The sequence below is a fragment of the Streptomyces sp. NPDC057249 genome (assembly GCF_042669245.1).
Lineage (GTDB): Bacteria > Actinomycetota > Actinomycetes > Streptomycetales > Streptomycetaceae > Streptomyces.
In genome coordinates this window covers 705,160-718,630 of the sequence record NZ_JBHUXS010000001.1, presented here as the reverse complement: position 1 = coordinate 718,630, position 13,471 = coordinate 705,160, and the positions used below count along the sequence as shown (strand labels likewise).

Here is a 13,471-nt window from a genome sequence, read left to right as displayed (position 1 = left end):
CACCGACACCAGTCGGCCCGCATCCGCGCTCACAGCCGGAAGGCCGGCATCCGCGCATGTCAGACGCGCCGATGCCGTAGGAAAGGACCGAAATCCGTGGCGCAGCGCGTAGTGGTCACACTCTCCGACGACATCGACGGGGGAACAGCGGCGGAAACGGTCACCTTCGCCCTGGACGGGAAGTCGTACGAGATCGACCTCAATCCGTCCAACGCAAAGAAACTGCGGAACGCCCTGGCCCCGTACATGGCGGCCGGCCGTAAGCAGACAAATGCCGGCAAGCACGGCAAGGCTCCCGTTCCGTACCGGCACACCTCGCTGGCACCCGACCCCGCGGCGGTGCGCGCCTGGGCGCGCTCGCACCGGATGGACGTGCCCGCCCGCGGCCGCATCCCGAAGCGCGTGTACGAGGCGTTCCAGGAAGCGAGTTGACTCCGCGAAAGGTCCGCCGGGGCACCGGCGGAGGATCTGCGGGGGAGCCGACTTGCGCGACACCCCCGCAGGTCGGCTAGAGTCTGGAGCACGCCGAGGGGCGAGGCCGAAAAGGCCGAACCCCACGCAGCGTGCGGGTGTAGTTCAGTAGCAGAACATCCCCCTTCCAGGGGGAAGGCGCAGTGTGCAATTCCTGTCACCCGCTCTGCACGACTTGCAGGACCACTCCGGTGGATCAGGTACAGTAGTGCTCGCTCCACCGGTGAAAGCCGAGTGGCTGCAATGCGGACGTAGCTCAGTTGGTAGAGCGCAACCTTGCCAAGGTTGAGGTCGCCAGTTCGAACCTGGTCGTCCGCTCAGAATACGAAGGCCCCGGTCAATTACGACCGGGGCCTTCGTCGTGTTCCGGTTCTTCCGACGGCTCCCTGTGTCTCCCCGGCCCGCGCACCACCACCCATGACGTTTGTCATGGGTGGTGGTGACAGTCCGCACTGCCCCCGCCCCGCCGCGGACGGCAACCTGAACACATGACCAGCGAAGACAAGTCCCGTGAGTGCGTGATCCAGGCGGAAGACGTCCGGCGCAGTTACGTCGGCGGCTTCGAGGCCGTGTCCGGCGTCTCCTTCTCCGTGGCACGCGGCGAGCTCTTCGCCCTCCTCGGCACGAACGGCGCCGGCAAGACCTCCACCGTCGAGCTCCTGGAGGGCCTGGCCCGGCCCGACGGCGGCACGGTCCGCGTGCTGGGCCACGACCCCTGCGCCGAGCGCTCGCTGGTCCGCCCCCGCATAGGCGTGATGCTCCAGGAGGGCGGCTTCCCGTCCGAGTTGTCCGTCACCGAGACGGTACGGATGTGGGTGGGCTGCACCAGCGGTGCCCGGCCCACCGCCGAGGCCCTGGAGCTGGTCGGGCTCGGCCACCGCGCCCGCGTCCGGGTCAAGCAGCTCTCGGGCGGGGAGCGGCGGCGGCTCGACCTGGCGCTGGCCCTGCTCGGCCGGCCCGAGGTGCTCTTCCTCGACGAGCCGACCACCGGTCTCGACGCGGAGGGCCGCCGCGACACCTGGGCGCTGGTGCGCCGGCTCCAGGAGGACGGCACCACCGTGCTGCTCACCACGCACTACCTGGAGGAGGCCGAAGCCCTCGCGGACCGGCTGGCGATCATGCACCGCGGCCGGATCGTCACCGCCGGCACCACGGCGGAGGTGACGGCCGCCCGCCCCGCCCGCATCCGCTTCGAGCTGCCCGAGGGCGTCCCGCCGGCCCGGCTGCCCCTGGAGCTCCACGCCGCCGCCGAGGGCCCCCGGGTCGAGATACGGACGCACCACCTCCAGGACTCCCTGGCCGAACTGCTCCGCTGGGCCGCCGAGTCGGACGTCCGGCTGCACGGGCTCGACGCCCGGTCCGCCTCGCTCGAAGAGGCGTTCCTCGACATCGCGAAGTCCGCCGCCGACATCGAAGAGGTGCCCGTCGCATGACCATCACGACCACCCCCGCCACCGGCCCCGCGCGCACGACGGCCGTGAGCCGGCTGACGGCCCTCGGGCGGGCCGAGCTGTCGCTGCTCGCCCGGAACAGGACGGCGATCTTCGTCGCGCTCCTCATGCCGGCGGCCATGATCATGGCGATGAGATCGGCGTTCGAGAAGATCGACCTCGACGGGACCGGCCTCACCGTCGCCGGAGCGGCCCTCATGGGCGGCGTCGGGACGGTGCTCATCCAGGCCGTGTACATGAACCTCGTCGCCGCCTACGTCGCCCGGCGCGAGGAGCTGGTCCTGAAGCGGCTGCGGACCGGCGAGGTCACCGACGGGGAGATCCTGGCCGGGACGGCCCTTCCGGCCGGCGCCCTCGCCCTGGCGCAGAGCGCGGTGATCGTCGTCGCCGGTACGGCCTTCTTCGGCCTCGGCGCACCCAAGCGCCCGGAACTGCTCGTCGCGGGAGTGCTGCTGGGCGTGGTGCTGCTGACCGTCCTGGCCGCGGTCACCTCCGTGATCACCCGCACCGTGCAGACCGCCCAGCTGACGACGCTGCCACTGTTCCTCGTCTCGTTGATGGGCTCGGGGCTCTTCGTCCCGCTGGACGTGTTCCCGGACCGGCTCGCGGCGGTCTGCGAGTACCTGCCGCTGACCGGTGTGATGACCCTGGTCCGGGCCGGCTGGTTCGGCGGCCCCGAGGGCACCGACCTGCTCGGCGCCGCGCTGACCGGGCTGGTCTGGACGGCGCTGGCCGTGTTTGCTGTGCAGCGGTGGTTCCGCTGGGATCCGCGACGCTGACATGGAGGTTGAGCCGCGATGCGCATACGGGGATGGCGCCGCAGCTGGCAGGAGCGCAGCAAGATGGAGCGGATCGATCTGTACTCGCGGTTCACCATCTCCTGCATCCCCTGGTTCTTCTCCCTGGCCTGGCAGGGGGCGCCCTTCCACCAGGACATCCGCCACGAACCGCTTCCGCTGGCCCTCGGCGTGGCGCTCCTCCTGGTGAGCCTCGCGCAGTGCCTGCTGAGCAACCGCAACCTCACCGCGTCGTACAAGCACTACTTGGGCGTCTCCGTCTTCCCGGGGCGGCGCCTGCTGGCACCCGTCGTGCTTCTGGTCGTGGCCGTCGGGCTTCTGGCAGCCCTGGCCGGGGTGGACGGCGTCAAGGGGTCGGGGCTGCTGCTCATGACGTTGAACGCACCGATGGCCCTGGTGATCACGCGGGTGCTCCTGGTGCCGGTCCGGCGCTTCCTGGTCGAGTCCCTCTGCCTCTCCGCGCTGATCACCGGCGCACTCGCGGTGGCCGGCGTCAGGGACGGCGTCCTGGCAGGCGTGGTGCCCTGCAGCCTCTTCGGCTGTGTGCTGGTCCTGATCTCGGTCCGGCCCAGCGCCTGGAGCATGAGCGTGATGTGGCAGGCCGAGCAGGCCCGGGACATACAGGCCAGGCTCGCCGTGGCGGAGGAACGGCTGCGGTTCGGGCGGGACATGCATGACGTGCTGGGCCGCAACCTCGCGGTGATCGCGCTCAAGAGCGAGCTGGCGGTGGAGCTCGCCCAGCGCGGAAGGCCGGAGGCGGTGGACCAGATGGTCGAGGTGCAGCGGATAGCGCGCGCCTCCCAACAGGAGGTCCGCGATGTGGTGCGCGGTTACCGCGAGGCGGACCTGAACACGGAACTGGCCGGGGCGCAGGGCGTGTTGAGCGCGGCAGGGATCGAGTGCACGGTCACCGGCGACAGCGGCGAGCACCTGCCCGCGCCCGTGCAGTCGGCGCTCGGCTGGGTCGTCCGCGAGGCGGCCACCAACGTGCTGCGCCACGGCGACCCGCGCCACTGCCTGATCCGGGTCGGGGTCACCGCCGACACCGTGGTGCTTCAGGTGGAGAACGACGGCGCGACACCCGCCGGGACGGCTCCCTCGCCCACGTCCGCGTCCGACGGGCCGGGCTCCGGGCTGGCCGGCCTGCGGGAACGGCTCGCCGCGCTGGACGGCTCGCTGGAGGCCGGCCCGGCGAAGGGCGGCCTGTTCCGGCTGACGGCGACGATCCCGCTGGCGGCGATCCCCCCGGAGCCCGGGGCGGGGACAGGGGGAAGGGGAGGGGGCGGGGGCGGGGGCGGGGGGAAGCCCGGTAAGGCCGAGGAACCCCGCCGCCGGACACCGGGCGCCCGTCGTGCGCCCGTGAGCTTGCGTCCCGGGACCATGGTGGCCCCGGGTGTGATGGTGGGGCCGGGACCCGGCCTCGTGGAGGAATGACGATGACCGCGGTACGGGTGCTGCTCGCCGATGACGAGCATCTGATCCGGGGCGCGCTCGCCGCCCTCCTCGCTCTGGAGGAGGACCTCGTGGTGGTCGCGGAGGCGGCGACGGGGCCGGAGGCGCTTGCCATGGCCCGGGCCCACCGCCCGGATGTCGCGGTGCTCGACCTGGAGATGCCCGGGGCGGACGGTGTGAGCGTTGCCACATCGCTGCGGGCCGAACTGCCGGACTGCCGGACCATGATCGTGACCAGCCACGGCCGGCCCGGCCACCTCAAGCGGGCGCTCGCGGCGGGCGTCCGGGGCTTCGTGCCGAAGACCGTGAGCGCCCGCCAGCTGGCCGGCATCATCCGTACCGTGCAGGCCGGGAACCGTTATGTGGACCCGGAGTTGGCGGCGGACGCCATCGCCGCCGGGGACTCGCCGCTGACCGTCCGGGAGACCGAGGTGCTGGAGCTCGCGGTCGACGGGGCGCCGGTCTCGGAGATCGCCGATCGGGCGTCGCTCTCGCAGGGGACCGTACGGAATTACCTGTCGTCGGCCGCCTCGAAGCTGGGAGCGGAAAACCGTCACGCGGCAGTGCGTCTCGCACGCGAGCGGGGTTGGGTATAGTAGGTCTCGCGCTTCGGCGCTTGCGGACGTAGCTCAGTTGGTAGAGCGCAACCTTGCCAAGGTTGAGGTCGCCAGTTCGAACCTGGTCGTCCGCTCAGATGAAAAGAAGCCCCCGGCCTTTCGGCCGGGGGCTTCTTCGTGTGACTTCTGTGGCGTTACTGCCAGGGCGTGCCGGTGAGGAGTTCGTACGCCTCGATGTACTTGGCGCGGGTCGCGTCCACGATCTCCTGGGGCAGCGGCGGCGGGGGCTGCTCGCTCTTGCGGTCCCAGCCGGAGGCCGGGGAGGTCAGCCAGTCGCGGACGAACTGCTTGTCGTACGACGGCTGGGCGTGGCCCGGCTCCCAGGTGGCGGCCGGCCAGAAGCGGGAGGAGTCCGGGGTCAGGACCTCGTCGGCGATGATCAGCTCCTCGCCGCCGTCGGCGGTGGGCGCGTAGCCGAACTCGAACTTCGTGTCCGCGAGGATGATCCCGCGCGCGCGGGCGATGTCGCGGGCCCGGCCATAGACGTCCAGGGTGGTCCGGCGCAGCGCGACGGCGGTCTCCGTGCCGACCTGGCGGGCCACCTCCTCGTAACTGACGTTCTCGTCGTGGTCGCCGACGGCGGCCTTGGTGGCGGGGGTGAAGATCGCGCCCGGGAGTTCGGAGCCGTCGACCAGGCCGTCGGGGAGCCCGATGCCGCAGACGGTGCGCGAGGCGTTGTACTCGAGCAGGCCGGAGCCCGCGAGATAGCCGCGGGCGACGCACTCGACCGGGACCATCCGCAGCGACGTGCAGATCATCGTGCGGCCCTCCCAGTCGGCGGGGGCCCCGGCAGGCACCTCGGTCGACAGGACGTGGTTCGGCACGAGGTCGGCGAGCTGGTCGAACCACCACATCGAGAGGCGGGTCAGGACACGGCCCTTGTCCGGGATCTCGGTCGGCAGCACCCAGTCGTACGCGGAGATCCGGTCGCTGGCGACCATGACGAGGTCACCGGCCTCGTTCCGGTACAGGTCGCGCACCTTGCCGGTGTGCAGGTGGGTGAGTCCCGGCACCTGCACCGGCTCGGGCTTTTCTACGAATCCGGACACGCTGCCTCCGCGTACGTTGTTCCAAGAACCGTTCCGATTGTCCCGTATCCGGGAAGGCCCGGCTGCGGAGGGGTGCCGTCCGGGTGGGCGGGGAAGCGCGGGACGGCCGTCTCCGGTCAGGCGCGCTTGCAGATCCGGTCGAGGAGGTTGGCGGTGGCCTTCTGGATGCGGGGGTCCACATGGCCGGGGCGGTCCAGGGCCGGGGACCAGGCGAAGGTGCCCGAGGCGAAGACCAGCGCACCGGAAGGGGCCCGGTACAGCGAGGTCTCCTGGTGCCGCATCACGCCCTCGCCGTCCTGGTACGGGGAGTGGGCGAGCAGGATGCGGTTGTCGTGCTCCGGCAGTGTGGTGCGCGGGAAGTAGCGGTCGGCCTCGCCCGCCACCAGGCCCTCGATCTCGTCGCCCTCGCCGGCGCCCGTCGCGTCCCACAGCCAGTGCTCCGCGTTCCGCACGACCAGCGGGTGGGGCTCGGGGACCCGGCCCGCGTACTGGATGCCGAGCAGCTGCTGCTCCGGGCGGTCGATCTCGCGCCAGAGCGCGGGCTTGCCGGGCCCTCGGCGCTTGCGGCAGGTGAGCAGCCGGTCCGGCACCCCGGACGCCGAGGGCCCCAGGCTGACCTGCCAGTACATGGTGTTGGCGGAGAGGTAGACCAGGGAGGTGCCGTGCTCGCGGGCGCGCTCGGCGGCACGGCGCATCGGCACCGACCAGTACTCGTCGTGGCCGGGGAAGACCAGGCCCCGGTAACGGGTGGGGTCGACCCGGCCCGCGTGCAGGTCGCGGGTGTCGGCGTAGGCGAGGTCGTAGCCGTAGCGCTCGGCCCAGCGGATGAAGTCGTACGCGTGCCCGACGTGCAGCGGGAGGCCCGCGCCCGCGTAGGGGCGGTCGAAGGAGACGGTGACCGCCGCGTCCTCCTCCCCCAGCAGCCGGCCCTCCTCGTCCCAGGCGTGATAGAGGCTGGCGCCGGTCCGGCCGTCCTCCGGGTAGAGGTTGTACGCCTGCCAGGTGACGTCCGGGAGGACGAGCAGCAGGTCCGCCGGGTGGTTGTCGCGGATCGTGAACGGGATGTGGGAGCGGTGGCCGTCGAGCGTGGTGAGCACGGCGACATACGCCCCGATCGACCAGTAGCTGGGGATCTGCAGCCGCCAGGACAGCCACCAGTGGTGGCAGGAGACCGTGCGGTCGGCGGTGAGGGGGGCCGGCTGGACGATGCCCGAGAGCCGGGGGCTCGTGGTGATCTTCGAGGCGCCGTCACCCCCGTAGTGGCCGATCCGGTAGACGTCCACGGAGAACTGCTGCGGCGGGTCCACCGTGATGTGGAAGTCGATCGCCTCACCGGGGGCCGCGGCGCCCGTGGAGGTGAAGCCCTTGATCTGCCGGCGCACGTCGTCGGCGGTGCGGGTGCCGCCGTCGGTGGAGCCGCGGGAGAGGGCCGGGTCCACGTACCAGGGCACGACCTTGCCGGTGTCGTCGAAGTAGTTCTCACTGCCGCGCAGCCAGGGCAGCGGCCCCTGGCCGAAAGGGTCGGTCACGGCATGCGCCAGGGCACCCGATTCCCACCGACGGATCTGTTCCGCCCCCATCACGCTCCCCCTCCCTCAGGCCCCCGGATCAACAGCGGTGCGCCGTCAGTCAGCGCCGTTCCCCAGCACATCACATAACGCACGCACTCCGTCACCGTTCGTCGTGAATTGACGTGAACGGAAGCTGCCGCTCCGGTTATGCGGTTGTTCTCGGCCACCCCGTCCGCAGCGTCCCGCATCGGCGGGGGCGCGTTTCAGACGAGGCGGACGGGCTTGTCGGTGCGGACGCCGACCGAAGCGAGCCAGGACCGTAGCGGCCCGGAGTCACCGTCCTCGATCAGGCTGAGGACGGGGCTGCCGAGGTCCGCGCGGCGCTCGCCGTCGACCAGCAGCGTGGGCCCGTCGAGCCAGTCGAGGCCGGGCGCCGCGCCCGCCGTGTCCACGGCGGCGCAGCAGACCATGGCCGCGACGTGGTCGGCGAGCAGTTCGGTGCCCGTACGGGGCGGCTGGAGCGGGAACAGCGGAAGCGGATCGGGACCCCAGAGGGCGACGAGGTCGTCGCCGACGGCGGGGGCGGCGCCGGGGCCCGGGGCGGCGGGGCCCGGGGCGGCGGGGGCGCCCGCGCCGGAAGTGGCCCCGGCGGGGGCGCCCAGGCCCGCGGAGGCCCCTGGTCCGCCCAGGCCGGCGGAGGCTCCGCCCAGGTCCGCGGAGGCCCCCGGTCCACCCGAGCCCGCGCCGCCAGGTCCCGCGCCCGGGCCGGCCTGGTCGCCCGGGCCCGTATCCCGGACCCGCTCCTGCGCCTCGGCCTCCTCGCGGGCCACGGCGGCGATGATTCCGGCCGCCAGCTCCTCGCCACCGGCCTCCCCCGCCTCCAGGTGCTCGACCACCCGGGCCAGCGTGGGGACGCCGCCGACGGCTGCGGCGGGCGGCACGCCCATGGCGTCCAGGACGCGGTGCAGCCGGGCCGCCTCCGAGCGCCACTTCCGGTCCACCACCTCGTCCGGATACTGCTGCCAGTCCACCGGGGCCCAGGCGGGACCGGTCTCGGCGGGCCCGCCGTGGAAGAGCCGGGCCGCCAGCAGGGATGCCGCCTCGTCGGCCGCCCCCGGCTCCTCCAGGAGGTCGCAGGCGGGCCGCTCGCCGAGCCGGGAGGCGTACCCCTCGGCCAGCCGGTCACGGCGGGAGAGCTCGGTGAGCGCGGCAACGACGCCCGCGTCCAGCTGCGAGGGCCAGCGGCCCATCCGCCAGGCGGGCAGCGCGACCCGGGTCAGCAGCCGGTCCCAGCCGGCGTAAGCGAGGCCCACCTGCTCCTGCGCGACGATCCGCAGCCCGTAGTCCACCTCCCGGGCGCGCGAGGACGCGGCGGCGGCGACCCCCCGCTCCATCTCCGCGGCGTGACCGCGGCAGCTGCGCAGCAGTATCCGGGCGATCCGCCCGATGAAGGCACGCGGCAGCCGCAGGGCCCGGCGCGCCGCCCCCCGGGCGGGGGCGGCTCCATCGGCGACCGCCCCGTCCAGGCCCCGGACGAAGCGCCGGGCGGCGGCTATGTCGGGCTGGGCGGACGCGCTGGTGCCCGCGACCACCGGGGCGAGGAGCGCGCGCAGCTCGGCGACCCGCATCCACCACAGGAACGGGGAGCCGATGACCAGCACGGGGGCCGCGGCCGTCCGCCGGTCGGGACCGCCGGCCGCCGGATGGGTGCGGTCCTCCAGCCAGCTGTCGCAGTCGGGTGTGAGGGCTATGGCCGAGGGCGCGGGCACATCGAGCCGGTCCGCCAGCTCGCGGACCAGGCGGTAGAGGTCGGGCGCCGCCGTCTCGCTGAGCGGGACGGTCGGGCTGACCGCCGGCTTCGCCCGTACGACCGCGAGCGCGACGGCTCCCGCGATCAGCAGGACCACGACCGCGCAGGCGGCCACGGCCCAGCGCGCCGCGTCCCAGCCGCCGCCGTCCGCGAACCCTCGCGCGCCCGCGGCGAACAGCACCACGGCCAGCGCGGCGGGCAGCAGCGCGACCGCCGTCGCCCTGCCGCGGATGCGCAGCAGGGCGAGCGCCCGGGCCCGCGCAGCCCGCGCACCCGGCTCCTCACCCGTACCGGTACCGGACACGACTGGTCCTCACCCCCTCTGCCCCCACGGCGGTGTCGCTCACTCCCCCACCATGGCACCCGCCACTGACATCGCAATGCCGGTGGGCCAAGTGCCGGAACGCTTGCGCCGCACCCTAGTTGGGGGTGCGGCGGGCGTCATCCGGATGGCTCAGCCGTCACTCGATGGAATGGCTTTGGTCAAAGGTGTTGAGGGGCAAGGGGTCAGCGGGGTACGGGCCGGGCCCGCCACGCGTCCCGCTCAGGCTCCGGCGACCGCCGCTTCCTCAGCGGCCTTCTTCGCGATGTCCGTACGGAGCTGGGAGCCGTCGAGCCGAATCCGCGCCGCAGCCGCGTAGGCACGCTGGCGGGCACCCGCCAGGTCGTCGGCCGTCGCCGTCACGGACAGCACGCGGCCACCCGCGCTGACGATCGCGTCACCGTCGCGCTTGGTGCCGGCGTGCAGCACGTACGCGTGCGGGGCGTCCTGCTCCGCGACCTCGTCCAGCCCCTCGATGGGGTCACCGGTGCGCGGGGTGTCCGGGTAGTTGTGCGAGGCGATGACCACGGTGACGGCCGCCTCGTCGCGCCATGCCAGGGGCGGCAGCTGGTCCAGGGTGCCGTTGGCGGCGCCGAGCAGCACACCGGCCAGCGGCGTCCGCAGGCGTGCCAGGACGACCTGGGTCTCCGGGTCGCCGAACCGGGCGTTGAACTCGATGACCCGCACACCGCGCGAGGTGATCGCGAGACCCGCGTACAGCAGCCCCGAGAAGGGGGTGCCGCGCCGGCGCAGCTCGTCCACGGTCGGCTGGAGCACCGATTCCATGACCTCGTCGACCAGCTTGGGGTCGGCCCACGGCAGGGGGGAGTACGCGCCCATGCCGCCGGTGTTCGGGCCCTCGTCGCCGTCGAGGGCGCGCTTGAAGTCCTGGGCGGGCTGGAGCGGCAGCACGGTGGTGCCGTCGGTGATCGCGAAGAGGCTCACCTCGGGGCCGTCGAGGAACTCCTCGATGACCACCCGGTCGCAGGCCAGTGCGTGGGCGCGGGCCACCTCGACGTCCTCGGTCACGACGACGCCCTTGCCCGCGGCCAGACCGTCGTCCTTGACCACGTAGGGGGCGCCGAACGCGTCGAGGGCGCTGTCGATCTCGGCGGGCGTGGTGCACACGTAGCTGCGGGCGGTGGGCACGCCCGCCCCGGCCATGACGTCCTTGGCGAACGCCTTCGAGCCCTCCAGCTGCGCGGCGGCGGCGGTGGGGCCGAAGCACGGGATGCCCGCGGCGCGCACCGAGTCGGCGACGCCGGCGACGAGCGGCGCCTCCGGGCCGACGACCACCAGCCCGGCGCCCAGCTCGGCGGCGAGGCGCGCGACGGCGGCGCCGTTGAGGGCGTCGACCGGGTGCAGTTCGGCCACCTCTGCGATGCCGGCGTTGCCGGGGGCGCAGTACAGATCGGTGACGTCGGGGTCGAGGGACAGAGAGCGGCACAGGGCGTGTTCGCGGGCGCCGCCGCCGATGACGAGGACCTTCACGGGGTGCAGCCTAGCCGCCGGGGCGCCGCGCCCTTGACGGCCGCCGGTCCGTGGACAGGGGGCGGCCCGCACCGGCCCGGCTACTCGTTGGTGTACTCCTCGACCACCGTGGCGCCCAGCTCGCGCACGATCAGCTCGTGCCCGGAGAGCGCCGAGTCGACCAGGTCGGGGTCGTCGGCCTCCGGGATGTCGTCCTCCGGCGCGACCGGCTTCGGCGCCTCGGGAGCCGCGTAGGGCGCGGGCGGCGGCCCGGCCGAGGGGCCGGGGCCGGGGGCCGGCTGCTGCGGGGCGGGCGCGGGGGCCGGAGCGGGCGCGGGGGCGGCGGGCCGCTCGTACGGCTGCGGTGCGGGAGCGGCGGGGCGCGGCGCGGCGGGCGGCGGGCTGTACGGACGCTGGCCACCGGACGGGGGCTGCGGGGGCTGTCCGGCGCCGCCCGAGGGGTCGACGATCGCCTCGATCTTCCACTGGGCGTTGAACTGCTCGGCCAGGGCCTGCCGCAGCACGTCCTCGCTGCCGCTGCTCGTGAAGTTGTCCCGCGCGCCTGCGTTGAGGAAGCCGATCTGGAGGGTGCTGCCGTCGAACCCGGTCACCTGGGCGTTCTGGCTGAGAAGGATCCACGTGAAACGTCGGCGGTTCTTCACCGCCTCCAGGATGTCGGGCCACATGGTGCGCACCTGGCCGGCGCCTTGCGCCATGCCCGGAGCGGGCTCGGACGCCACGGGCCCGGTGGGCGCGGCGGGGGCGCTCTGCGGGACCGGAGCCGGGGCGGGGGCCCGGCCGGGCGCGGCGGCGGTGGGCCAGCCGCCGGGCCGGCGCCCCTGGTCCGGGGCGGACGCGGCGGCGGGCCAGGCCCCCGGCCGCTGCCCTGCGGCGGGCGCCTCGGCGGGCGGCGGCGCCTGTACGGGGGCGGGGGACGGGGTCGGCACCGCGGCCGGGGCCGGGGGCGGGGTCTGCGCCGGGGCGGGGGGCTGCGCCTCACCCCGGAAGGCGGCGCGGGCGGCGGCGGGCCCGGCGTCCGGCTGGGGGGCGGGCGGGACCGGTGCGTGGGCGAGGGCCTCGGGGCCCGGCACGTACCCCATGGCGGGACCGGGGCCGGTGGTGGCGAAGGAGGCGCCCCGCTCCAGCCGGTCCAGCCGGGCCTGCATCGAGCGCTCGTCGTCGAAGGCGGCGGGGAGCAGGACCCGGGCGCAGATCAGCTCGACCTGGAGGCGCGGCGAGGTGGCGCCGCGCATCTCCGTGAGCCCCTCGTTAACCAGGTCGGCGGCGCGGCTCAGCTCGGCGGCCCCGAACACGGACGCCTGCGCCTGCATCCGCTCGACGACGTCGGCGGGCGCGTCGATCAGCCCCTTCTCGCCGGCGTCCGGCACGGCGGCCAGGATCACCAGGTCGCGCAGCCGTTCCAGCAGGTCGGCGACGAACCGGCGCGGGTCGTTGCCGCCCTCGATGACCCGGTCCACGACCTCGAAGGCCGCGGCCCCGTCGCCCGCCGCGAAGGCGTCCACGATCGAGTCGAGCAGCGAGCCGTCCGTATAACCGAGCAGTGCCGTCGCCATGGCGTACGTCACACCCTCGTCGCCCGCACCGGCGAGGAGCTGGTCCATGACGGACATCGAGTCGCGCACGGACCCGGCCCCCGCGCGCACGACGAGCGGCAGGACACCCTCGTCCACATGGCTGTTCTCCCGGCCGCAGACCTCGGCGAGGTAGTCGCGCAGGGTCCCCGGGGGCACGAGGCGGAACGGATAGTGGTGCGTACGCGACCGAATGGTCCCGATGACCTTCTCGGGCTCCGTGGTCGCGAAGATGAACTTCAGGTGCTCCGGCGGCTCCTCCACCACCTTCAGCAGGGCGTTGAACCCCGCCGACGTCACCATGTGCGCCTCGTCGATGATGTAGATCTTGTAACGACTCGACGCGGGCCCGAAGAACGCCTTCTCCCGGAGATCACGGGCGTCGTCCACGCCACCGTGCGAAGCTGCGTCGATCTCGATCACATCGATGGACCCCGGCCCGTTGCGCGCCAGGTCACGGCAGGACTGGCACTCCCCGCAGGGCGTGGGCGTGGGCCCCTGCTCGCAGTTCAGACAGCGGGCCAGGATGCGCGCACTCGTCGTCTTGCCGCAGCCCCGCGGGCCGCTGAACAGGTACGCGTGATTGACCCGGTTGTTCCGCAGGGCCTGCTGGAGCGGGTCAGTGACATGCTCCTGACCGATGACCTCGGCGAACGACTCGGGGCGGTAGCGGCGGTACAGCGCAAGGGACGACACACCTACGAGGTTATCGGGGCGCACTGACAACCGGCCCCGACCGTGACCCGCGCCACCCGCACACGCAAGGGCCCCCCACGCACCCGCCAGAGCCAACCTACCCTTGCTGCCTTCCGGCCCTGGGGGAGTTCAGTCAGATAGCGCCACGTGAGGGGCTGACGCCCACCTTAGCCGATCCCCACCCCCACAAGTCCACCTCGGGCACCGCCCCGACCCCTCCCCGGGGAACGGGT

General features: G+C 73.5%; 10 protein-coding genes, 3 tRNA genes and 1 other RNA gene. 8 read left to right on the top strand and 6 right to left on the bottom strand.

The window, feature by feature from the left end; genetic code table 11:
• The first annotated feature begins 96 nt into the window (after positions 1 to 96).
• The 8 genes from ACFUJY_RS03440 (at position 97) to ACFUJY_RS03405 (ending at position 4,862) form a co-directional block, all read left to right on the top strand.
• Complete coding sequence (locus ACFUJY_RS03440) at positions 97 to 432, top strand: Lsr2 family protein (RefSeq protein WP_383293734.1); 336 nt, start codon at positions 97 to 99, stop codon at positions 430 to 432.
• Between the two features lie 133 nt (positions 433 to 565).
• Positions 566 to 637 (top strand) — tRNA-Gly (locus tag ACFUJY_RS03435).
• A 79-nt stretch (positions 638 to 716) separates the two neighbouring features.
• Positions 717 to 789, top strand: a tRNA-Gly gene (locus ACFUJY_RS03430).
• Positions 790 to 959: 170 nt separating this feature from the next.
• Entirely contained in the window at positions 960 to 1,904 is a 945-nt protein-coding gene (locus ACFUJY_RS03425; protein ID WP_383293732.1) for an ABC transporter ATP-binding protein, read from the top strand.
• Positions 1,901 to 2,701 (top strand): ABC transporter permease, encoded by an 801-nt coding sequence (locus tag ACFUJY_RS03420; protein ID WP_383293729.1) that lies wholly within the window; start codon positions 1,901 to 1,903, stop codon positions 2,699 to 2,701. Before ACFUJY_RS03425 ends, ACFUJY_RS03420 begins: the two co-directional genes overlap by 4 nt.
• 18 nt (positions 2,702 to 2,719) lie before the next feature.
• Positions 2,720 to 4,153 (top strand): sensor histidine kinase, encoded by a 1,434-nt coding sequence (locus ACFUJY_RS03415; RefSeq protein WP_383293726.1) that lies wholly within the window; start codon positions 2,720 to 2,722, stop codon positions 4,151 to 4,153.
• Positions 4,154 to 4,155: 2 nt separating this feature from the next.
• Positions 4,156 to 4,767, top strand: a complete 612-nt coding sequence (locus tag ACFUJY_RS03410) for a response regulator (protein WP_383293723.1) — start codon at positions 4,156 to 4,158, stop codon at positions 4,765 to 4,767.
• A gap of 22 nt (positions 4,768 to 4,789) precedes the next feature.
• Positions 4,790 to 4,862, top strand: a tRNA-Gly gene (locus tag ACFUJY_RS03405).
• A gap of 60 nt (positions 4,863 to 4,922) precedes the next feature.
• Here the strand turns inward: ACFUJY_RS03405 and ACFUJY_RS03400 are convergent.
• The 6 genes from ACFUJY_RS03400 to ffs all read right to left on the bottom strand — a co-directional run bounded on the left by ACFUJY_RS03400 (position 4,923) and on the right by ffs (position 13,398).
• Complete coding sequence (locus tag ACFUJY_RS03400) at positions 4,923 to 5,837, bottom strand: phosphoribosylaminoimidazolesuccinocarboxamide synthase (RefSeq protein ID WP_383293721.1); 915 nt, start codon at positions 5,835 to 5,837, stop codon at positions 4,923 to 4,925.
• Positions 5,838 to 5,953: 116 nt separating this feature from the next.
• On the bottom strand, positions 5,954 to 7,417 hold the full coding sequence (locus tag ACFUJY_RS03395) for a N,N-dimethylformamidase beta subunit family domain-containing protein (protein ID WP_383293908.1): 1,464 nt from the start codon (positions 7,415 to 7,417) through the stop codon (positions 5,954 to 5,956).
• A 194-nt stretch (positions 7,418 to 7,611) separates the two neighbouring features.
• Positions 7,612 to 9,462, bottom strand: a complete 1,851-nt coding sequence (locus ACFUJY_RS03390) for a hypothetical protein (RefSeq protein ID WP_383293718.1) — start codon at positions 9,460 to 9,462, stop codon at positions 7,612 to 7,614.
• 240 nt (positions 9,463 to 9,702) lie between these two features.
• The gene (gene purD, locus ACFUJY_RS03385) at positions 9,703 to 10,971 is read right to left on the bottom strand and encodes a phosphoribosylamine--glycine ligase (RefSeq protein WP_383293715.1); all 1,269 of its coding nucleotides are present in this window, start codon (positions 10,969 to 10,971) and stop codon (positions 9,703 to 9,705) included.
• Between the two features lie 80 nt (positions 10,972 to 11,051).
• Entirely contained in the window at positions 11,052 to 13,238 is a 2,187-nt protein-coding gene (locus tag ACFUJY_RS03380) for a DNA polymerase III subunit gamma and tau (RefSeq protein WP_383293712.1), read from the bottom strand.
• Between the two features lie 63 nt (positions 13,239 to 13,301).
• An RNA gene (gene ffs / locus ACFUJY_RS03375) (signal recognition particle sRNA small type) lies at positions 13,302 to 13,398 on the bottom strand.
• Between the last annotated feature and the right edge of the window lie 73 nt (positions 13,399 to 13,471).